The sequence below is a fragment of the Achromobacter sp. JD417 genome (genome assembly GCF_041879325.1).
Lineage (GTDB): Bacteria > Pseudomonadota > Gammaproteobacteria > Burkholderiales > Burkholderiaceae_B > Achromobacter > Achromobacter mucicolens.
In genome coordinates, this window is sequence record NZ_CP087159.1 from 5,639,652 (window position 1) to 5,662,154 (window position 22,503).

The window sequence follows — 22,503 nt, forward strand, 5'->3', positions numbered from 1 at the left end:
CGCCCTGCCTTTTCACCGCAGATTTCACCGTTGCGCGCTCCGCGCCAATGGCACCTGCCGCGCACGTTGCGCCGGCGTCGCCGCGCCCGAGGCGTGCCCCTGAACCCCATCCTCCAGAAGCGTCTGCGGCAAGGCAAAGCCCTTGAACAGCGGCTGGGTGAACGGATTATTGGCCTTCTCGGTACTGATGCGGTAACGCATGCCGCCGTCCGGGGCGGCGAAGCTGATGTCCACGCTAGTGCTGGTGGCGCCGTTGAGCCGAGCTTGGCTGAGCAGGCGGTAAAGCGACCATGGACCGCGATAACTCAGCGCGCTGCTGCTCCCCCCCGCGTGCACCAACGTCATGCGGCTTTCATTGCTGGACGCCAGTGTGTTCGGCCAGATCAGTGCCGTGCTGGTGGTAGGACCGTGGTTATAGCTGACCAACTGGCCTTCCACGCTCAGCGAGCTGCTGCGTTTGCTTGGCGCCATGCCCAGCGGCTCGACGTGGAACTGCACGCCCAACGACCCGCGGCTGTTGAAGAAGGCGTCTCGGATCCTTTCCGCGGCCTCAAGCTGAGTCAACACGTCCGCTCGCACCAGATAACCGCCCAGGCTCTCGGAATACAGCGCCTCCAGATTGTCCTCGATGAACAGGTTCAGATACTTTTCGCGGAACTGCTGCAGGCGCCCCTGCGGACCGAAAAACGCCGTAAAGTCGTCCAGCGCCACTTCCTCACGGCTGGTTGGATTGAACGGATAACGGTTCGCCAGACGCTCGCGGTAGAACCGATACACATCGATATCCCAGCGGCGCTCCAGTTCTCGCAAGGCTTCTACCAGAATGACCCGCGAGGACTCATTGGCCAGCTTGCCTACCTGGCGGTTCAAGGGCTCCGGCAGGCCGGCCGCAATTCGTTGCAGATTGCTGATGGGATCGGGCCCCTTCAGCCCGAAACGCTCCAGCACCACACCAAGCGCCGACTTGCCGCGATCGGGGCTGTCGTGCACCGTGCGCACCTTGTCCTGCACGCTTGAAATTGCCACCAAGGTCTCGTCCAGATAGGACGCCCGATCCGCCTTGGCCTGCAGCAGTTGGCTCATGGGTGCAAACGCGCGAGAGATGCCGAGAATCGGCCCGGCTTCCTGCGCATCCTTGTCGGCGGCCGCCCTGTCCGTCACGCCCGCAACTTGCGCAGGCGTGGCGCCCTTGCTTGCGAGCGCGGAAACGCCCGCTGCCGGTGTATCGCCAAACTCACTGTTGTCGCGCACCGTTTCCAACAGCCGGCGCAACGGCGCCGCAGGGCTGGTCACCGTGCCCAGGACATTGACCGCCTCGGCCAGGTCGTGAAAGTCGCGCACCTCAAGCTGATTCAAGTTGCGTTGCCACGTGTCGATGTAGTCGCGGCCATAGATGGCCTGGATTCGTTCGGCCAGCGCGCGCTTGTCGGCCTGCGAATAATCGATGTTGCGCCGCTCCCCCAACGCCCATTGATCGATCATCGCCAGCTCGGTCAGATCCTGGCTGTGCGGCGCAAAGTAGCCGTGGAATCCCTTGGCCGTCAACAGCGCGTCGATGCGGCCGTCGGACACATGCTCCAGCGCCCCTTCCTTGTCCAAGCCCGTGGGCTGATAGACGACGTCAAAGGCCGGTCCGATCTCGTTGCGCAGGTCGAGCGGCGACCTCAGGGTGTCACCCGCTTGACGGCGCATGGTCATGTAAACGCGCTGCGGCAGCGGGATCTGCCGCAGGTCGCGCTGCACGACCGACACGCGCTCATGAAACTGAGGCAACTCGGCATCGGCATACTTCATCGCGTAATCCAGGTGGCGCATCAACGCGCGCTGCACCTTGTCTTCGCCAGGAAAAGCCTGGGCCCATTGATGCCCCATCCAACGCTCCACGACCGGCGACCGGCGGTTGGGCCGGTCTTCGATCATGCGGTACACACGCAACGCTTCAAGCTGCGCATCGCTGTCCACCACCGCCCCGTCAAGATGCTCCATCACGCCATCGGCGAGCGCCGGCAGAAATCGTTGAGACAGCAGCGTGAGATAGGCCTGATCCACTTTGGGCCCAATCTTCCATCCCTGATAAAGGCCCATGTCTGCCACAAACGGCCACGCCTCGCGGTGATCGCCATACACCGCCACCGCGCTGCTAATCTGGTCCAGCGGTTGAAGCAGATTGCGGCCAGTCGTATCCAGCTTGCCGTCGATGGCGTGGGCGCTGAAGGCGCGGCTGCGCTCCAGCACGCTCATAGCCTTGTCCCGGTTCACGCCGTAGTAGTGATACCAGCCACCGATAAGGACTGCGCTTCCCAGCGACGCCGCACAGAAGCGCAATGCCAACGCCCGCCTTTTTTCCGCCCGCACGCGCGGGTTATCGCCGGCAAGACCGGCTTCGGGGTAGACGACACGCTGGAACAGTTGCTGGGCGAAGTACACCATGGCGCGGCCGCTGGGGTGCGCGGTCGGAACCGGCTCACGGATATCGTAGTTTTGCGACGAAGATGACAAAAAGGCGTTGGTCAGCACGCCTTGCTGGAAGACCGACGACAGAAACACGCCGCGCGGCAATGCCGGCGTGAGATATCGGTCGCTGCCCAACACATCGGTCAGAAACTCCATCAAGAGCGCCCGCATGCCGGTCAGCTGCCGGGCCAGCGAATAGAGGGCTTCGCGCTGGCTCAGTTCGCGCACATCCGCCAACGCATCGAAGACCTGCTCATTGAGGCGCTTGAGGAACTCATCGTATTGCGCGCCGAGTTCGTCGCGCCAGGCGTCGTAACGCTGAACAGCGTCGAGCGTAAACGTAAAGCCGAAGATGTCCTCGCGCACGGACTTGGTTAGCCGGGAAAACAGCGGTTCGAAGCCTTCGAGCAGGTCGAACTTGCTCAACACGACATACAAAGGAGGCCGGGTACCAAGTTGACGCGTGAGTTCGGCCAGCCGGGCCCGCAACAACGAAGCCAGCGCCTTGCGGTCGCTGGGCTGCTGATTGAGCAAGGTCACCAGGCTGACAATCAGCACGACGCCGTTGAGCGGCCGGCGGCTGCGACTTCGCCCCAACCAGCCTACGAAACTTTCCCACAGGCGGGGATGCAGGTCCTCGGGCAAGCGCGGGCGTTCGGCAACGGCTCCGGGTGGCGATTGTTCATTGTCCTCGGAAGCGGCAGCCTGTCGCAGGTGTCCCGGAATCTGAGGCTGGCTGATCAGTTCGCCAGGCGGATCGATCAGCACAGCATGATCGCCTATCCACCAATCGATCCGATAGATCCTGTCGGCGTCTGCCTCCAGCCGTTGGCTGCCCGCCTTGACCTCGCCGGTCAGCGAGAAAGTCTGGCTGGACCGGTTGATGAAACTGGTCTTTCCGGCGTTCTCCTGCCCCAGCACGAGATACCAGGGCAATTGATAGAGCGCGTTGCGGCCTTTCAGGTTGGCCTGGAGCAGGCCGAGACTCTTATCCAGATCGCGTTCCTGCGCTTGCACGTGCCGCAAGCAGGGATCGTCTTCTTGCTGCTGCGCTTGGGCCCGTTCTGCTTCCAACGCCACGTTCCGCCTGCGCAGCCCAATAGCCCACACCAGCAACGGCAGCACCAGCACCACGAGCGCCGCCATTACGCGGGCGGCGACACTGGCCAGAGGTTGGTATTCGTCCACCGTCCACAGGGGGCCCAGCCACCAAATAGCTGCCAGGGCAATCACCAGCATCATCAGCAACGCCAAGGGCAAACCCTGCTTTGTCCACCTCAGTATGGGCTGGCCATAACGTTTCACCTTCGACCAAATCTTAAACATGAGGTTGCTCCATTTTCTTGCATTCGATTTCGGTGTGCAGATGCCGCTCCAGCAGACCGAACAAACTCGGCTCCCACTGCGCTGCGGTCGCGCCTTGCATGATCTGATGTGCCCGCGCGTAAAGCCCATCTGCCAGCCACGCCAGACCGCGGGCGCCTAGCAATTCGGCGGCGATCGCGATGACATGGCAACCATGCCGCGGATCGGCGGATGCCTTCTGAAGAGTGTCCAGACGCCTGAGCATCGATTCCACACCCGTCGCTTCCAGCGCCTCGCGCAACTCGTCACGCAGCACGGGATACTCATGTCCGGCGCCTAGCCTGGTGCTAGCGTCATCCGCGCCGCTGATCCAGGCCTGCGTCTCGCCATCGACGAAAGCCCGGCCATCAGCGAACTGCAATTTCACAAGCGCTGGCAGTTTTGCGACAAAGCGCTCAGTGGCCTGCCGTATGGCTTCGGCGACGTTCTGCATTTCCAGTCGCCGTGCGATGCCGGCCGCCAGATAGCTGCCGCGCAGCCAATACGGTGACGAGGTGATGCTTTTCTCGACCCGTTGAAGCAGGGCCGGATCGACCGCATTGGCTCTCAGCGCATCCCAATAGGCCTCAGCGGTCTCGGCGGGAACGGCCATCAGCTCGGTCCGAAGCGTATCCTTGCGGGTCGACGGCGCAATGCTCAGGTGCGCCCAAAGGGCAAAGCGGCGCAGCAGATAACCCGTGGGGTCATAGGCATCCTGGTGGTTGATGAGGTCGGCGATGGCCAGCAGCGAGCGCCGCGTTTCGCGCTCGTTGCCCGATCCCACCGCGACAGGCGTGAAGAACGCCTCGGTGATTCCAGACGTCTGCAACGAAAGTTCGTGGTGCGCCTCGGCGAGTTCGGGCGCGCGAGTCGCTTCGGACTTCAACCTTAGCTGCGATTCCAGTCGCGTTAGCGCCGGCATGTCCAGCTTCGTTTCGCTCGCGCAGCCTTGCAGCTTGTCCAACGCCTGCTGAGCGGCTTTGTAGTATTCGTCAGCGTATCCGGCGCCGTCCAACCTGGTCAGCGCCTCGGCCAAACGCTCAAGCTGCTGGGACATCAGGCGTCGCTTGGCCAGCAAGCCAGCAGCGCCAGGTTTTGGATGGCTTTCGGTCCAGTACTGACAGATCATGCCGGCCAATACGCCGGCCGCCTCGGCCCAGCCGCGCCAACCGCCTGCGCGCATGCGGGCGGTTGACAACTGCGCGGCAACGCGCAAATGCTTGCACTGCGATTGCAGGTACTGACGCGAAGCGCAATCCACATAGCCCCAATCGATGGTCGCCTCTTGCAATCCACCGAGCTTCATCATTTCGGTTTCGATGCCCTGGTAGGCGTTGTCTTCCTCGTCGAAATCTCCGGCCGGCCGATCGGGCGATATGGGCGAAAGAATGCTGTCGAGATCCAGCGGGGGAAATGTGCTCACCAATGACAAGCCTCGCGTTGTTGCGCCATCAATTCATGCAGCGCTGCCGCATCGAACGTGAGCCCGTCAAACATGGCGTGGTCGCTCTCTAATTGCACCAGCTGAGCCGGCCGCGTCAGATGACGAAGCTGCTCTATGGCGACCAGCCCGCGGCCGGCGTCCGTCACCGTGCCATCGTCCACGACCAGCCAGGGCCGGCTCGCTGTTATCTGCCTGCCATCAAGCAGCAGGCGGATGTGCACGCGGCTTACCTCGAGGGGTTGCGCCGTGATGAGTTGCAGGCGCGAGATGTTTTGCAGGCAACTTATCGCCAGCAGTGGCGGCGGCGCGCTTGCCTCCCGGGCAGGCGCGGAGATCACGACCTTGTGCTGGCCGGGTATCGCATCGTCCAAGCGCAACAGCAACATGCCGAACTGATCTACCTTGCGGCGTGACTCGTTGCGCTGCACCAGCGCCACGATGTCCGGCATGCGTACCAACTCGGGCAGCGCGATCACGGGTGCTTCGGTGCGCGCAGCGGCCGCAGGGGGGGTACCCGCTTGCGCGTCGAAACAGGCAAGCCGCTCGATCGCCGACACGATGGTCTTGCAGTCACGGCCCGACGCCATCGCGCCCGATGCCGCAGCGCAGCCCGCCAGCACCGTGGCAGCAAGCAGCAACGCCCGAAATCGCTTCATATTGCTTCCTCTCCAGTCAGATTCAGATCCAGGCATTTGCGCGCCAAGGTGCGTTTGGGAATGCCCAAACTCTGCGCGGCCACACGGCGCGACCCCGCGGCCTGCCGTAGACGGTCTTCCAATAACAAGCGCTCGAACGCGGCAAGCGCTTCGGGAAGGTTGTTGGTGTGCCATAAACGCTGCAGGATGGCGTCTCCCGTCTCATCGTTCTCCGGCGCGTGCTCGCCGCGCGTCAGCTCAACCAGCCGGTTGGTCTGGATACGCTTGCCCGCAGGTGTGCGCTCTGCCGCTGCCAGCACCAAACTGCGCAGCTCCCTGACGTTGCCCGGGAAACGATGGCGCTGGAGCTGCGCCATCGCGTTGTCGGAAATTCCGGCAACCCGCCCGGGAAAGGACCGGTTGTGCTCAAGCAGAATGTTGGCCACCAGCGCCGGGATGTCTTCGAGGCGGTCGCGTAAGGGGGGAATGTGCAGCGTCAGCTGGCGAATGCGGAAGTACAGGTCTTCGCGGAACTGGCCATCCCGCACCAGATCCGCCAAGGCGCGATGGGTTGCGCAGACCAGCCGAAAGTCGGAAGGAAGCTCTCGTGTCGCGCCCACTGGCCGGTATTTTTTTTCATTGAGCAGGCGCAGCAGAGTCCCCTGCAGACTCAAGGGCATATCGCCGATCTCGTCCAGAAACAGCGTGCCTCCATCGGCTTCGGCGACCAGGCCTGTCCGAGCCTGAGTCGCGCCGGTGTAGGCGCCGCGGACAGCGCCAAATAGTTCGGCCTCGATGAGATCCTTGGGAATGGCCGCGCAATTGACCGGCACAAATTTGCCCTTGCGCGCGGAGGCTTGATGTATCAGCCATGCAGCGTGGTCCTTGCCGGCGCCCGTCTCGCCTGTGACAAGCAGCGACAAGGAAGAGTCGGCGAAACGCAGCATGTCTTCGCGCAGTCGCCGTGCGGCGGGCCCGACGCCGATGAAGCCGGCAGACAGTAGGCGGCGGCGTCCTCGTGTCTCTGACTGCTGCGCCAGCATGCCCTGACGGGTCTGCACCCGCTCGTCCGAGCCCAAGCGATCGCGCAGGCCAGTCAGCACCGCGTCAAACAACCTGCACAACTCTTGCCATGTCGGGTCTGCCATCCATGCGTGCAGTGCGGGCGCCGCGCCGGCCAGAAGCAGCACGGCATCGGCCTTGCGGCGCGCGTCCAGAAGCGGCACGACCAGCCACGTATCAGCGGCCGCCAGCTTTTCGCGAAGCTCCTCGTACCCGCCTTCGACGCCACACAAGCTATCAACGCGCGCGACATGACGCGTCTGACCGGTCGTCAGACAGTAAACGATGGGATTGTCCAGGTCCTGCAAGGGATAGGCCGGCAGCATATCGAGCGCCACGCCATGGCTGGCAATTGGCCGGATACTGTCTCCCGCCGTCTCCGGCCAATAGCAAACCCCGTAACGTATGCTTGGCGTGGAGCAAACGCCTGAGAAGAACCGGTCGGCCAGCGACGCAACGCCGCTGGCCTGCACCAATGTCCGTGCGAGCGCGGCGGCGCCTTGGGCACTCAAGGACATTACGCTGACTCCAGGTCTGCGTGAAAAACAGCGCCGTCCCAGCTGACCGTGGCCTGCCGGAAACGCTGCCCGCCTGCAAGATGTTTCAATACAGCCAGCGACAGCGGCGGCAACATGTCGCCATCGATGCTGGCATCCAGCAACCGCGCGCCGTTCTGGTGACGAAGGCATCGCGCCCGCAATTCATCCCGCGCGGCGGCGTCTATCATCAGTTGCGCCTGATAGCGGTCGTTGAACTGCCTTTCAAGACGCTGCAGGCGGCTCTCGACGATCTCGCCAAGGGTTTCCTCGTCCAGATACGAATACTTGACCACCTGCATGCGCGCCAGCAACGCGGGTTTGAAGAATTTTGTTAGGTGTGCCCGCAACGCATCGCTTCCGACATCGGAAAGCGAACCGCCGTCGTGATCGAACCCCAAGTTCGAGGTAAGGAAGAACAGGACGTTTTGACAGTCGATGCGCCGGCCCTCGCCATCGGCAAGCTCGCCTTTGTCGAAAGCCTGGTAGAAGATATTGAGCACCTCGGGGTGCGCCTTTTCAACTTCGTCCAGCAGGACCACGGAGTAAGGCCGCTTACGGATGGCCTCGGTCAATACGCCGCCTTCTCCATAACCGACGTACCCGGGCGGAGCGCCCAACAAGCGGGATACGGTGTGCTTCTCCTGGTACTCAGACATATTGATGGTGGTCACAAACTGTTCGCCACCAAAGAGCGCGTCTGCGAGGGCCAATGCCGTCTCTGTTTTCCCCACCCCGCTCGGACCGACCAGCAGAAAGGCCCCCATCGGCGTTCCGGGCCGCCGCAGATCCGCCATTGCCGTCATCAGACGCCGGTGCAAGACGTCCAGGGAGGCGTTCTGCCCCTTGACACGCTCACGCAGCGTGTCGGGCAACTTTTCCAGCCGCCGGAACTGATCGCTACTTATGGTGGCGGCTGGAATGCCGGTCCAGTCCGCGATGACCTGTGCAATCTGCTCGGGGCCGACATCCGCATGCAGCAGCGCTCCGTCGCGCTGCAGCTCGGCCAGTTGTTCGACCATCGCTTCCAGGCGCGATGCGGTGTCTTCCTGCGAGTCACCCGCACGGAGCGCGACGATCTGGTCGATCAACACCTTTTGCTCGCGCCAGGCGGCCTGCAACTGCTCGATGGAATCGCGAATCTGTTGCCGCGTCACGTCCAGCGCCGCCAGCCTGCCGGTGTCGGGCTTTCGTCCGGCACGCGCATCGCGCCACAGCAGGTCGGCCTCGGCATCCACCTGCCTCAGCTCGTTTTCCAACCAGGCGATACGTCGCGGCGGCTCGGCCAACGCGGTCGCGACTCGGGCGCAAGCCGTATCCAGGACATCGATGGCCTTGTCCGGCAATTCGCGGCCCGAGAGATACCGGGAAGACAGGACAGCGGCAGCCTTCAGGGCATCGTCGGAAATGGTTACCTGGTGGGCGTCTTCATAGACGCCACGCAGGCCGCGCAGAATGTGTATAGCCTGCTCCACGCTGGGCGCAGCCAGCTGCACCAATTGAAACCGCCGCGTCAGCGCCGGATCCTTCTCGAAGTACTTCTTGTATTCGGACCAGGTCGTGGCGGCAATCGTGCGCAGTTCGCCGCGCGCCAGAGCGGGTTTCAACAAGTTCGCCGCATCGCTGCCGCCAGCTGCATTGCCGGCCCCGATCAGCGTGTGAGCCTCGTCGATGAACAGGATGATCGGCCGCGCCGCGTTCTTGACCTCGTCGATGACCGCCTTCAGGCGTCTTTCGAACTCGCCTTTGACCGAGGCCCCCGCTTGCAGGGCGCCCAGATCCAGTCCCCACAACGTCACGTCGCGCAGCGGTGAGGGCACACGCTGCTCGACGATCCGTTGGGCCAGCCCTTCTACGACGGCGCTCTTTCCAACCCCCGCTTCGCCGACCACGATTGGATTGTTTTTGCGCCGGCGCGACAGGATGTCGATCATCAGATCGATTTCGGCATCCCGGCACAGCACGGGATCGATGTTGCCCGCACGCGCCTGGGCGGTGAAATTGTGTCCGTACTTGCTCAACGCACTGTCAGCCCCAGCTGGCGCCGATTGATTAAACGTCGAATCCGCTTGCAGGGGCGCTTCCGAAGAGTCGGCCAGCAATACGGTGAAACGCTTGCGCAGTGTCTCCCGATTAATACCCTCGAACAGCCGCATCGACGGATAAGGCAGGTAACGAGCGGGGCTGAGCAATGCCGCCAGAAGGAGCGCTCCGGTGCGGATTTCGGCTTGTGCCAATTCCAGTGAGCTCAGCAGCCAGGCGTCGTGCATCAACTCCAGCAGCAATGGCGAGAACGAAGGGTAGGCGTGGCCGTGCCCGCTATCGGGTTTGGGAAATGTGCTGGCAAGCGCCTCGCGCAGCGCGTCCAGGTCGACGTCCGTGTTCGCCAGAACGCAGCGAACGTCGCACTTCGGTTGATCCAGAAACTTGTACAGCAAATGGGCAACCGTGACCTCTGCCCCGTGCTGTCGAATGCACAGACTGCCGGCTTCCTCAAGTGCGTGCCGCCCGACGGCGTGCAACCTGTCAAGCAAAGCAGCCAGATCAATGGAGATCATGCCGGAATTTCCTCGTGGCCATGGGAGTTTTCACCATTTGGTTTTGCGGGGCATGCAGACGCATGGAATATGGCTGCCATCCAGGGCATTCACTTTGAATGCCGAACCCTGCATTTATTGTTCACGCGCCAAGTCTGTAAAAGACAAGCGCATTAAGAAAACACGGCCAGTCGGAACTATCAATCGGACTAATTCGAATATTCGGCGAACGTCCTTTATTTCTTATCACAAATCATATTTTTGATAAGAGTCGGATTAATCCCTCTTATTTTTCGAACTTTTTATATGTCCAACGTTTCCGATCGCACCGCAAAATGCACAGCTCATTTTTGACTTCATCCTGTGTGTCGCTGGCGGCACCTGGTTTTGCGACACCCAGCCAGAAGACCTGATATTCCGGCGTCTACCAACGCGGACTTCCATGCCTTCCGGAGCGGACGAATAAACGGCTCGAATATTTGAAAGGAGTTACCCATGGCGTCGAAAGTTGGTTCAGTTGCACCGAAAGAGCGGATCAACATCCGCTACATCCCCGCGACGGGCGATGAGCAGCAGGAAATAGAACTGCCACTGAAAGTGATGGTGCTCGGCGACTTCAGGGGCCACGGCGACGAAACGCCGCTGGAAGACCGCCCCGCCATTCAAATCAATAAAGACACCTTCAACGAAGTCATGGCCGAAGCCGGTCTGAACTTGAAAGTGGACGTCCCGGCCACGCTCGAAGAAGGCAGCGACAACGACACCCTCAGCGTCAACCTCCAATTCCAGAGCATCAAGGACTTCAGTCCCGACGCCATCGCCCGCCAGGTTCCCGAATTGAAGAGCCTGCTGGAACTGCGCGAAGCCCTCGTTGCGCTCAAGGGACCCATGGGCAACATCCCCGCGTTCCGCAAGCAGATCCAGACGCTTCTGGGTGACGACAGCGCGCGCGGAAAACTGGCGCAGGAACTCGACCAACTCCTGGCGACGCCTCAGGCGTGATGCCGGGCTCCGTCTCAAACCCACTCTGTTAGGTTCTCAAGGACGCACCGATGACCAAAGCCAAAACTGCCGAGTTCCAGGAACACGCCGACAGCCTGCCCCCTGGCGGACTGCTGGCCCAGATCATGGCCCAGACCCGCATCGAGCCCAGCCAGGAAGGTTATGCAGTCGCCGAGCGCGGAGTCGCAGCCTTCGTGTCCGAAATGCTCAAGTCCGAGTCTCGCGAGCAGCCGATCAACAAGCATCTGGTCGACCAGATGCTTGCCGCCATTGATCGCAAGCTCAGCAAGCAGATGGATGCCATTCTGCATCAGCCCGAATTCCAACAGCTCGAATCCATCTGGCGAGCCCTCTTCGACTTCGTCCAGCGCACGGACTTCCGAGAAAATATCCAAGTTGTGTTCGTGCCAGTCACGAAAGACGAACTGCTCGAAGACTTCGAGAGCGCTGCCGACATTACCCGCAGCGGTTTGTACAAGCACGTATACACGGCCGGCTACGGCCAGTTCGGCGGACAGCCGGTCGGATGCATGATCGGCAACTACAACTTCGGCCCTTCCGCGCCGGACATCAAGCTGTTGGGCTACCTCGCCTCCGTAGGCGCCATGGCGCATGCGCCTTTCCTGGGCGCTGCCGGGCCCGAAATGCTCAATCTGGAATCCTTCGAAGAGCTGCCCAACCTGAAAGAGGTCAAGGACATCTTTGAAGGTCCGCGCTTCGCCAAGTGGCGTAGCTTGCGTGAATCCGAAGACTCGCGCTATCTGGGCCTGACCATGCCCCGGTACCTGCTGCGCCAGCCGTACGATCCGCTCGAAAACCCGGTGCGCAGCTTTTCGTATGAGGAAGCCATCGACGGCGACCACCGCAACTACCTGTGGGGCAACACGGCGTTTCTGATGGGTAGCCGCGTGACGGACAGCTTCGCGAAGTTCCGCTGGTGCCCGAACATCATCGGTCCTCAATCCGGTGGCGCAGTGGAAGATCTGCCCGTGCACCTGTACGAATCGTTGGGACAATTGCAGGCCAAGATTCCCACCGAAGTCCTGGTCTCGGATCGCAAGGAGTTCGAACTTTCAAGCGAAGGTTTCATTCCGCTGACCATGCGCAAAGACAGCGACAACGCCGCATTCTTTTCGGCTAACTCCGTGCAAAAGCCCAAGGTGTTCCAGAAGACACCCGAAGGCCAGGCTGCGCAGACCAACTACATGCTGGGAACGCAACTTCCATACATGTTCATCATCAACCGCCTGGCGCACTACATCAAAGTGCTGCAGCGCGAACAGATCGGCAGCTGGAAGGAACGCCAGGACCTGGAGCGCGAGCTCAACAACTGGCTGCGCCAGTACGTCGCGGACCAGGAAAGCCCAACCAGCGACGTCCGCAGCCGCCGTCCGCTGCGGGCGGCTCGGGTCGTCGTGCAGGACGTCGACGGCAATCCTGGCTGGTACCAGGTCGCGCTTTCGGTGCGTCCGCACTTCAAGTACATGGGCGCCAGCTTCGAGCTGTCGCTGGTTGGCCGCTTGGACAAGGATTGACAGGGAGCTGACCCATGCCTCGGTCCCCTGGGCGCGGCAGCCTGTTCGAACGCCTTGATCCCGATCTTCCGCCACGGCGCAACCGCACCCGCCAGGAAATGGCGGCCGAACGCATCCGCGCCATCAAGCGCCAACTGGAATGGATCCTCAATTCCCGCCAGGGCAGCTCTCAGAGCAGTCCCGGCTTGGGATTGCGCGATCTGAACGACGCGGCGACGGGTGCCGTGGACCTGCGCCAACAGGTCTGCCTCGACATCCACGCAGCAGTGGCCGCCTACGAGCCGCGCGCTCACGTCATCGACGTCAGGCCATTGGCGGGGTCCGATCCGTCATTGAATCTGGGCTTTCGGCTGATCTGCCGGGTGCCGCTGAACAATGCGCAAGAGCAGGTCGAGATAAGCCTGCTCTTTCACCATCAAGGCCGACAGGTCAGGGTGACCTAGCAAGTAGCCAAGGGAGGCTGACCGGATGCCACTGAAGGGAAAATTCCGAGAGGAACTGGATTACTTGCGCCGCTTGCGGCGCGTCTTCGCACGCAATAACCCGCAGCTGGCCCCGTTTCTGGGCGAGGAAGCCACGGACCCCGATGTGGAGCGACTGCTCGAGGGCTTTGCCTTCCTCACGGCAAAACTGCGTCTGAAGATCGAAGACGACTTTCCCGAACTGACGCACTCGCTGCTGCAAATGCTGTGGCCCAACTATCTGCGGCCCCTACCCAGCGCCACGATCATGCAGTTCGAACCCACCGACCACTCCATCACCGGCCGCCAGACCGTGCCGCGTGGAACCAGCATCCAGTCGCGGGCCGTGGACGGCGTGCAATGCCAGTTCCGCACGAGTCAGGACGTGTCAATCTTCCCCTTCGAGGTCGCAGGGGTCGATGATGGCCATTCACTGGAAAAGTCGATTGTCCGCATTGACCTCGCCACCCTGAGCCAAAACCCGCCCAGTACATTTGGCTGTGACCAACTAGAGTTCTACCTGAGCGGCAGCGATTACACCGCACAGACACTGTATCTATGGCTGGCCAAGTACCTGGGCGAGATCCGCATGGAGTCCGCTGGCCGGGTTCGCCACATCCCGGTTGGCCAAATCGAATTTTCCGGATTCACCCCCGACTCTGCCCTGCTGCCCTACCCCAAGAACGCCATGGATGGATACCGCATCCTCCAGGAGTACTTTCTCTTTCCTAGGCGCTTCTACTTTTTTTCACTGACGCACCTGCTTGGGCTGTGGCCCGACCTGCCCACGACAAACATACGCATTGAGTTTCACTTCACGCGCCCCATGCCGGCGGACGTGCGGGTACGCAAGGCAGACATCGCGCTTTACTGCACGCCGGCCGTCAACCTGTTCGAACACGACGCCGAGCCTATTCGCCTGACCGGAAAGGCCGCCGAATACCGGCTCCAACCCGGCGGCCACCGGCCTGATGCGTTCGAGATCTTCAGTATCGACAAGGTCGATGGATGGAAGAACGGCGACAGCGCTCAGCCGGGAGAATGGCTACGTACCTACGAACCTTTTGAGTCGCTGCGTCATCAGATCGAACACGAACGCGGGCGGACCACACTGTACTACCGCACGCGGTTGTCGCCGTCACCCTCCGACTCGGGCATCGACCACCGCATTGCGTTCGTGCGGGGCGATGACCGCCACTACATTGGCCGAGAGGAAACGGTGTCGCTCTCGCTGACCTGCACCAACCGCGATTACCCGCTTGCGTTGGGCGTCGGCGATATCCGCGAAGGGTCGCGCGACACCCCCGCATTCGTTCGCTTCAAGAACCTGACGACACCCACGCCGCCATACCGTCCCGTACTGGCTGGCGATCTGCATTGGAGTCTGATCTCCAACCTTTCACCCACCTACCTTTCGCTGCTGTCGGCCGAACCCCTCAAAGCCATTCTTGGCAACTACGACTTCTCGGCTCATCACGACATCCAGCGTGCCCGAACGACGCAAAAGCGCCTGGACGGGCTGAAGGCAGTGGTCAGTGAGCCCATCGACCGCATGTACAAGGGTCTTCCCATCCGAGGCACGCGCACCCTCTTGAAGCTCGATCAGGAAGGATTTTCCTGCGAAGGCGACCTTTATCTTTTCGGGACAGTGCTCAGCCACTTCCTGTCGCTATACGCCAGCCTGGCGTCGTTCCACGTACTGGAAGCGATCAACATGACCAATCAGGAGCACTACGCATGGCCGATGCGCAGCGGAACCCAGCCCCTGATCTGAGCGATTCATTGTTGGCCGAGGCCAAGAGACATGACTTCTTCTGCCTGCTGGAGCGGCTGCATGGGCTGCACGATGACGACCTGGAATCATCCGACACCTTCGACGCGGATCACCAGCGCATTCTCCTGAGCAATCACGCGGGGCTGGGCTTTCCGGCGTCCGACGTCGCGTTGGCCGAACGCCTTGAAAGTCAGGTTCCGCATCAGTACCGTGTGCAAGCCACGTTCTTCGGGATGCACGGCACGGATTCTCCCCTGCCGAGCTACTACCTTGACCGCCTAGCCTACGAGGCCGGCCAAGGCGTGGGCATCCGCCCCGCGTTCCTGGACTTCTTTAACCATCGCCTGTTGACGTTGTTGCACCAGGCCTGGCGCAAGTATCGCTATTACATCCGCTTCCGGCGTGGCGCGGATGACCAGTTCTCTCGCCGGATCTTCGCGCTTATCGGTCTGCAGCATGACGCGACCCGGGGCGACACGCCAATCGCCTGGAGCCGGCTGCTGAGCTTTGCCGGCGCGGTGGTTCTGCGCAGCCGCTCGCCCGCGATGCTGGCCGGGCTGATCGCGCATTGCTTCGACCTGGAGGATGTGCAGATTCGCGACTTCGCGCTTCGGCACGCCGTCATCGACGATTCCGATCGAATCAGGCTTGGCGTGAACAACGGTCAGCTTAGCCACAGCTTCCAGATCGGCGACAGCATACGCACGCGGCACAGCAGCTTCGTCATCGTGATATCGCACTTGAGCCAGGCGCGATTTCGCGAGTTTCTGCCCCACGGCGAAAACTTCGAGCGCCTGCGCCAGCTCGTCGTTTTTCTGCTGCGCGACCCGATTCCCTGCGACCTCGAGCTTGGCCTGCGGCAAGACGAAGTGCCTCCCTTCAATCCTCGGCTTGCCGGCGGCACGCAACTGGGTTGGACCAGTTTTCTTGAACAGCCGGCCTCGACCCTCCCGCCGCCCGTCAGAGTTTCCCTGCGCACATGATCCCGACATCCTCTCATCATCGCCTTGCACTCGTGGTCGACAACCCTCAGGCCCTGCAGAAAGGCAGCCAGCCCCGGTGCCTGTTCGATATTGCAGGCGGCACGATCGGCGCGCACGGGGCGGACTGGATCCTGCATGACAGGTCGGGCCGCGTCCAGTCCATCCACTGCGAGGTCCGCTACGAAGATGGCGGCTACTTCGTCATCGATCGCTGCGGACAGACGCGTGTGAACGACCAAATGGACCCGCTTGGCGCGCTTGTCAGCGTTCGACTGCGCGGGGGAGACATCCTGCACGTAGGGCCCTATCGCCTGACCGTCAACCTGGATGACGAGACATACGCCTTGCCCGACCCAGCGCGGCATCTCGCCGAGCATGAGGTCGCCGAGCTGCTTGGCACATCGAACGAACATATCGGGGCCCTGCCCCACGGCGACGGAGCGCCGGCGCCAAACCCGCCGTCAGAACGTGGCTGGCGCGAGTTCAACGCCTTGTCGGAGCCCTCGACGCAAGGACAGCTGGACCCTTTGCTGGCGCTCCAAGAAGCCATCCGTCCGGACCCCGCGTCAGCCGACAACGCCGCTTCGCTGGATTCCAGGCATTACGGCCAGACGCAGTTGGCCGCGCAGGCCGACCTGTCCACGACCCGATTCGAAGCCGTTTCCGGCTCCCCTTTGCATGCCTTCGGAGATCCCCCCATGTCGGGACACCCCCCTTCTTCTGCAGTCCCCCGAGCATCCGATCAATGGATCCAGAATCAGTTCAACCACGGCGGCGATGCGGCGGGCCTTGTGGCGCCCTTGGTCGAAGGGCTGGGCGCGCCTGTGGGCGCAGTGGACCCGCACGATGCGTACACCCTGCTGTTCGAGGCGGGGACCACGCTAGCCGCGCTCATTCGCGGCATCGCCGCATTGAATCGCGCACCTCAGGGCACACGGCTGGCACTCGCCAAACGCACACTGCAGCCCATCGAAGACAATCCGCTGCGCCTCCCGCAGACCTATCCAGACACCGTGCGCGCTCTCTTTTCCCGGGACCGCAGCATGGTCCACCTGTCTCCCACCGCCGCCGTCGAGGAATCGCTCGAGCAGATAGCCGAACAGCATCGCGCGATGCTAGACGCCATCACCGCCGGTCTGAGTGCGCTGTTGCAAGCGTTCTCGCCGGACCAGCTTGAACGCCGGTTTGCCCGCTACCGGTCCGGCCAGCAGCACGAAGCGTTACCTGGTGACGGGGCCTGGCAGATGTACCGGCATTACTACGAAGAACTCAGATCCAGCCGCCAGCAAGGCTTCGAAAAACTGTTTTGGGAGGTCTTCGACCAAGCCTACGACCAGTCGCTGCGCAAGGAAGAGCCATGAGGCCAGCCGTTGCACTTCTGTGCGCCGCATCCTTGTTGTCCGGATGCGGCACCGTGGGAAACGTCCTCACCAAGACGGGGCAGATCCTGATGGATCCGGACATCCAGGTGGGCCCGCCAGAGGATCAGCCAACGCAGGTGGCGTTGAGCCTGTACGCCGCCAAGGACGTGAATCCCAATCCGGTTGCCGAACCGGACTCGGATCCGACGACGGCGCCGGTGAATGAACGGTCGTTCTCGGTCAATGTGCAGGGTGAAACCCGCGAAGACCTCGTGCATCGTCTGCAAGCCTTGCTTGAACACCTGCATCAAGCGGAATCGCCGGCGGCGCCGTCAGAAGACGGCACGAGTACGGCCGTCAGGTCCGCGCTGACCAAAGTCTTCAAGACTCGCTCCATCGTCATGAACCCCTCTTCTGAAAGCCTGTGGACGGACAGCGTGGCGACGAACCAGGCTCCCTTTCCGGTGCAGTGGCAACTGCGCCAAGGTGAAGACGAGCAAGATTCAGCCCCCGCGGCTGGCCATGCTGCCAGCCCCCGTGGAGAGGACGTGGCGCTTGGCCAGTACCGCGATGGCGTTCCCCTGGCGCCCGCGCCGCTGGCGGCCCAGGATCATGCCAATGCCACGCCCGTCTCCTTTCGCGTGATCCAGCTCAAGGACGATTCGCTGCTGGAAAACGCCGATCCCGATCTGGTCCGCAGTGCCCCCAAAAAGGCGCTTGGAAGCACCTACATCACAGCCGACGACTACCTGCTCGCGCCCGGCCAATTCAAGTTCATCAACTATCGCGACCTGGACGAGGACACCCATTACGTCGCGGTCGTGGCGGTCTTTCATGCGCCCGACGCCCAGCTTTGGTACGACGTGTTCCGGGTGGAGCCGCGCAGCCGCAAGTATGCCTTGCTGGTGACCTTGCAAGACACTCGGGTCGCCATCACCGACGAGAGCTACCGGCCAGCCAAGACCGCTCAACGTGCCAGCAATCAAGCGAGAGAACAACAATGACCAGCCGCAATCCCGTCGTTTGGGGCGAAGGGCAATTCGTCAAACCCCAGCACTTCCAGCAGACCGACCGATACCTCGAGCACTACGTCAATGTGCGCATGGGCAGCAGGTACTGTTATGGCTTCTCGGAGCTGGAGTTGAATCAGGAGTTTCTGTCGTTCGGCAAGATCTCCATCGTGCGTGCGCGCGGCATCATGCCGGACGGTACCGCCTTCAACATCCCCCACGACCAGCCGCCGCCCGAGCCCCTGTCGATTCCTGATGCAACTGCCGCCAATCAGACGGTATACCTGACGCTGCCGCTGCGCTCGGACGGGACATCCGAGGTTCGTTGGCCGGACACCCTGGGCAACGCCCGCTACCTTCATCACACCGAAGACATCCGCGACACGCACAGTAATCAAGGCAATCACACGCCCATCGCCTTGGCCGTGCCCAATCTGCAACTGGCATTGGAACGAGACGATCGAAGCGCCTTCACGGGCTTGGCATTGAGCCGGATCCTGGACAGGCGGCCCGACGGAAGCCTGCTGCTGGACAGCGACTTTCACATCACGGGCATGTACCTGCAGGCCATCCGCCCGCTGGCGCACTTCATGGAAGAGATTGCCGCGCTGATGCACGAGCGCGCGAAAAGCATCGCGCAGCGGATCGGGTCGCCCGGCCAGTCCGGCGTTGCAGACATTACAGACTTCAACCTGCTGCAAGCGCTCAACCGATGGCAGCATCTGTTCCGGCACCTGGCGCGCGACGCCGATGTGCGACCGGTCGATGCCTATCTGGCGTGCGGCCAAGCCTGCGGCGAACTGACCACCTTTACCGACGAGGGACGTTTACCGCAGGACTACCCCGCCTATCAGCACGACACGCCACAGACCTCTTTCCGCATGCTGAAGGAGACGCTGCGCCGCGTGCTGTGCACGGTGCTGCAGCCGCGCGCCGTGTCGCTGCCGCTGGACAAGCAAGGCCATGGTGTATTCACGGCGCAAGTCCACGATCCCAGCCTGCTGCAAAGCGCCGACTTCATCCTCGCCGTTCGCGCGCGAATGCCCTTGGAGCAAATGCGGCAACAGTTTGTGCGCCAGGCGAAGATGGCCTCGCATCAGTTGCTGCAGGAACTGATCCGATTGCAGTTGCCGGGAATTCCATTGATGACACTGCCGGTTGCGCCGCGCCATCTGCCTTTCCACGCCGGTTTCACCTATTTTCAGCTGGACCGGTCGCATCCCCATTGGCAGCGCCTGATGCCGCAGGGGACAACCGGATTCGGCTTCCACATCACCGGGGACTTCCCCGAGCTGGAGCTGCAGTTCTGGGCCATTCGGAGTCAATGAGATGAGCCATACCGTGATGGTCGGCAACGACCGCATTGAGACCAGTCCCTCTCCTTCCGTTCTGCCCAAGGTGCCGGACGACTTCATGCGTACCCCTCGCGAACCCAGTATCCGTGACGCGGATCGGGTGCTCTACGAAGGGGTGGACCGCATCAATGCGGACGAGGATCTGCAATTTCAGTTGCGCGGCCACAGCATCAACCCCTTGGTCGACATCGCCCAGCCGCTGTTCGGCCTGGTGATGCGGGTGCGCCGCATGAAGGACCTGCCGGAAGACGATGTGAATCGGCTATATGAGAACGTCCGGGACCATATCACCGCGCTCTCGGAAGAGGTTCGGCAGCTTGGATACGACGGGGCGACGCAGCTGTCCTTCCGCTACGCCCTGTGCGCCTTCATCGATGAAGCAGTGATGGCGACGCCATGGGGTGTGGGTTCGCGATGGAAAGGACGGTCTCTCCTGAGCTATCACCACAACGAAACCTGGGGTGGCGAGAAGTTCTTCACGGTGCTGGCGCGAATGCAGATGGACGCCGCCAAGTACCGCGACGCCCTCGAGTTCAAGTACCTCTGCCTGTGTCTGGGCTATCAGGGCAAGTATGGCCAACAGCACAACAACAAAGACACGCTGAACGCCCTTATTACCCGGCTGCATGAGCAACTGCGCCAGCTGCGGGGAGACGTGCCCGAACGTTTGGTCGACGCTCCCGCGAACATCTCCACGCTCCGTCACCGGCTGGACCGGCAGTGGCCGCTTTGGACGCCTTGGGCGCTAGCCGCGGTTGTGGTGGCCGCAGCGTTTCTGTACTTCTCCCTGAAACTGGGCACCGCCACGCAGATGGTGCTGGATTCGCTCGAGAGCATTCTCAAACAGTGAAGCGGCTAGTTTTGAACTGGAGATAAGACATCATGCCCACGCAATCCGATCTGCACTTCACCTTCACCGTCGGCGACGCATCTCTCGACGTCGTCGAGTTCATCTTGCAGGAAGGCCTCTCCGAAACTTACGTGCTGCAAATCGAACTGGCCAGCGCCAATGCGGCCGTCGACTTTGGCAGTGTTCTGGACCGAGCCGCGCTGCTCACGGTCTGGCAGGGACAGAATCCGGTTCGCCACGTGCACGGCGCGGTATCTTCATTCGTCCAGGGCGAAACCGGCTTTCGCCGCACGCGGTATTCCGCGATCGTCGAGCCACGCTTGGCGCGCCTGAAGCTCAGTTCCGATTGGCGGATCTTCCAGGCGCTGACCGTTCCACAGATCGCCGAGGCGGTGTTCAAGGCGCATGGCCTCACCCAGGACTACGAGCAGCGCAGCACCACCGAGCACCAGTCCCGCGAGTACTGCGTGCAAGCCGGCGATACGGACTACGACTTTGTCGAACGCATCATGCGTGAGGAAGGCTTTTTCTATTCCTTCCGTCATGGCGCCGAAGGACATCAACTTGTCCACAGCGATCGCCTCTTCATTCACGGCCGCGTCGGCGACGCGCCGGTGCAGTACAACCCCATGCCCGGCGGCGATCAGCCGCAGCCTGCGCTGCGTCGCTTCACCTATACCGAGAACGTGCGCACCGCGCGCCAGACCCAGCGCGACTACACCTTTCACCATCCGCGCTATACCCACCAGCACAGTCGAGATGGGCGGGATCTTGACCACCAGGGACGCCGCTACGAGCGCTACGACTACCCGGCCCGCGCCAAGTTCGACGAGGCGGGCAAGCCCTTCGCCGAGAATCGCCTGCGCGGCCACCGACGCGACGCGCGGTTCGCTTTTGTTGAAGGCGATGACCCGCGCCTGCAGCCGGGCATTTCGTTCACCCTGGCCGGGCATCCTCGCGAAGATCTCAACCGCGGCTGGCGCCCCGTCCGCATTGTCCACCGCGGCATCCAACACACAAGCCAAGCCGAGGAAAGCGCCGATGCCTCGCACGGCACGCATTATCGCTACGAGGCCGAGCTAGTTCCGGACGACGCCGAGTGGCGTGCAGAACCGCTGCCCCGGCCGCGCATCGAGGGACCACAGAACGCCGTGGTGGTCGGCCCGCCCAATGAGGAAATCTATACCGACGAATACGCCCGCGTGAAGGTCCAGTTCCCCTGGGACCGTCTCGGCAAGGAAGACGAATACAGCTCCTGCTGGATTCGCGTCTCCCAGAACATCGCCGGGGCCACGTGGGGCCACATGGCCATTCCCCGCATCGGACAAGAGGTCATCGTCTCGTACTTCGACGGCGATCCCGACCAGCCCGTGATCACCGGCCGAGTTTACAACCGCCTGCAATTGCCGCCTTACGAGCTGCCGCGCCACAAGACGCGGATGACCATCAAGACGAAGACCCACAAGGGCGAGGGGTACAACGAACTGCGCTTTGAGGACGAGAAGGATCAGGAAGAAATCTACGTCCACGCGCAGAAGGACCAGAACATCCACGTCAACCACGACGAGTCGACGTTCGTGGGTCACGACCGCAGCGAGCAGGTCGAGAACGACGAAACCATCACCATCGGCCACGACCGCAGGGAGACCGTGGGCAATGACGAACAGGTGAACATCGGCCAGGATCGGCGGCACGACATCAGGCGAGATGACTTTCTGACGGTGGGGCGTAATCACACGATCTACACCGGCAAGGACCGCACCGAGGAAGTGGGCAACAACCGCCGCGACAAGACTGTGGCGAATCATTGGGTGAGTATTGGCGGGCACCAGGAGCAGAGCGTGGAGGGGCACGCGGAACTTCAGGCCGGGCAGGCGATCCGGCAGCGCACGAAGGTGTATGAGCTTCAGGCGGCGGGGAGCGTGATTTTGAAAGGGCCTGGGGGGACGATTCGTATTGATGGGTCGGGGATCACGCTTGAGGGGACCGCCATTTTGATCAAGGGGCCGATGAGCCAGAAGGGCGGCGGGGCTGGCAACCCATTTGCGATCCGGAGTGACCCGGCCACGGGCAAACCCATCGACCGCCTGTGCGGGCGCCGTCCGGACGGTACCTGCCCGTTATCCGACTGCCGCTGTCTTGGAGGGCTCGCTCGATGAC

The 22,503-nt window shown here is 62.1% G+C and carries 15 protein-coding genes; 10 read left to right on the forward strand and 5 right to left on the reverse strand.

The window, feature by feature from the left end; genetic code table 11:
* Window positions 1–24 precede the first annotated feature (24 nt).
* From tssM to tssH, 5 genes are read right to left on the reverse strand one after another with little or no spacing between them, the layout of a single operon-like run.
* Window positions 25–3,780 (reverse strand): type VI secretion system membrane subunit TssM, encoded by a 3,756-nt coding sequence (gene tssM, locus LN047_RS25930; RefSeq protein WP_373980620.1) that lies wholly within the window; start codon window positions 3,778–3,780, stop codon window positions 25–27.
* A complete protein-coding gene (tssA, locus tag LN047_RS25935) occupies window positions 3,773–5,221 on the reverse strand; it encodes a type VI secretion system protein TssA (RefSeq protein WP_373980621.1) in 1,449 nt (482 codons plus the stop codon). Before tssA ends, tssM begins: the two co-directional genes overlap by 8 nt.
* Window positions 5,218–5,898 carry a type VI secretion system-associated protein VasI gene (gene vasI / locus LN047_RS25940; protein ID WP_373980622.1) on the reverse strand — a complete coding sequence of 227 codons (681 nt, stop codon included), beginning with the start codon at window positions 5,896–5,898 and terminating at the stop codon, window positions 5,218–5,220. Before vasI ends, tssA begins: the two co-directional genes overlap by 4 nt.
* Window positions 5,895–7,457: a sigma 54-interacting transcriptional regulator gene (locus LN047_RS25945; protein WP_373980623.1), complete on the reverse strand. Its 1,563-nt coding sequence runs from the start codon at window positions 7,455–7,457 to the stop codon at window positions 5,895–5,897. The genes vasI and LN047_RS25945 overlap by 4 nt, the downstream gene beginning before the upstream one ends.
* A complete protein-coding gene (gene tssH, locus LN047_RS25950) occupies window positions 7,457–10,033 on the reverse strand; it encodes a type VI secretion system ATPase TssH (RefSeq protein WP_373980624.1) in 2,577 nt (858 codons plus the stop codon). The genes LN047_RS25945 and tssH overlap by 1 nt, the downstream gene beginning before the upstream one ends.
* 474 nt (window positions 10,034–10,507) lie before the next feature.
* Here tssH and tssB point away from each other — a divergent pair, with 474 nt between their 5' ends.
* The 10 genes from tssB to LN047_RS26000 are packed head-to-tail and all read left to right on the forward strand — an operon-like array spanning window position 10,508 to window position 22,502.
* On the forward strand, window positions 10,508–11,014 hold the full coding sequence (gene tssB / locus LN047_RS25955; protein WP_373980625.1) for a type VI secretion system contractile sheath small subunit: 507 nt from the start codon (window positions 10,508–10,510) through the stop codon (window positions 11,012–11,014).
* 50 nt (window positions 11,015–11,064) lie between these two features.
* Window positions 11,065–12,549: a type VI secretion system contractile sheath large subunit gene (tssC, locus tag LN047_RS25960; RefSeq protein ID WP_373980626.1), complete on the forward strand. Its 1,485-nt coding sequence runs from the start codon at window positions 11,065–11,067 to the stop codon at window positions 12,547–12,549.
* A 14-nt stretch (window positions 12,550–12,563) separates the two neighbouring features.
* Window positions 12,564–12,992 (forward strand): type VI secretion system baseplate subunit TssE, encoded by a 429-nt coding sequence (gene tssE / locus LN047_RS25965; protein WP_152382769.1) that lies wholly within the window; start codon window positions 12,564–12,566, stop codon window positions 12,990–12,992.
* A gap of 25 nt (window positions 12,993–13,017) precedes the next feature.
* Window positions 13,018–14,784 (forward strand): type VI secretion system baseplate subunit TssF, encoded by a 1,767-nt coding sequence (gene tssF, locus LN047_RS25970; protein ID WP_373980627.1) that lies wholly within the window; start codon window positions 13,018–13,020, stop codon window positions 14,782–14,784.
* The gene (gene tssG / locus LN047_RS25975; RefSeq protein WP_373980628.1) at window positions 14,748–15,767 is read left to right on the forward strand and encodes a type VI secretion system baseplate subunit TssG; all 1,020 of its coding nucleotides are present in this window, start codon (window positions 14,748–14,750) and stop codon (window positions 15,765–15,767) included. Before tssF ends, tssG begins: the two co-directional genes overlap by 37 nt.
* Window positions 15,764–17,128: a type VI secretion system-associated FHA domain protein TagH gene (gene tagH / locus LN047_RS25980; RefSeq protein ID WP_373980629.1), complete on the forward strand. Its 1,365-nt coding sequence runs from the start codon at window positions 15,764–15,766 to the stop codon at window positions 17,126–17,128. Before tssG ends, tagH begins: the two co-directional genes overlap by 4 nt.
* Before the next feature lie 53 nt (window positions 17,129–17,181).
* Window positions 17,182–18,132 carry a type VI secretion system lipoprotein TssJ gene (tssJ, locus tag LN047_RS25985; RefSeq protein WP_373980630.1) on the forward strand — a complete coding sequence of 317 codons (951 nt, stop codon included), beginning with the start codon at window positions 17,182–17,184 and terminating at the stop codon, window positions 18,130–18,132.
* A complete protein-coding gene (gene tssK / locus LN047_RS25990; RefSeq protein WP_373980631.1) occupies window positions 18,129–19,466 on the forward strand; it encodes a type VI secretion system baseplate subunit TssK in 1,338 nt (445 codons plus the stop codon). The genes tssJ and tssK overlap by 4 nt, the downstream gene beginning before the upstream one ends.
* 1 nt (window position 19,467) lies before the next feature.
* Window positions 19,468–20,343, forward strand: a complete 876-nt coding sequence (gene icmH, locus LN047_RS25995; protein ID WP_373980632.1) for a type IVB secretion system protein IcmH/DotU — start codon at window positions 19,468–19,470, stop codon at window positions 20,341–20,343.
* A 32-nt stretch (window positions 20,344–20,375) separates the two neighbouring features.
* Window positions 20,376–22,502, forward strand: a complete 2,127-nt coding sequence (locus LN047_RS26000; protein WP_373980633.1) for a type VI secretion system Vgr family protein — start codon at window positions 20,376–20,378, stop codon at window positions 22,500–22,502.
* Window position 22,503 lies beyond the last annotated feature (1 nt).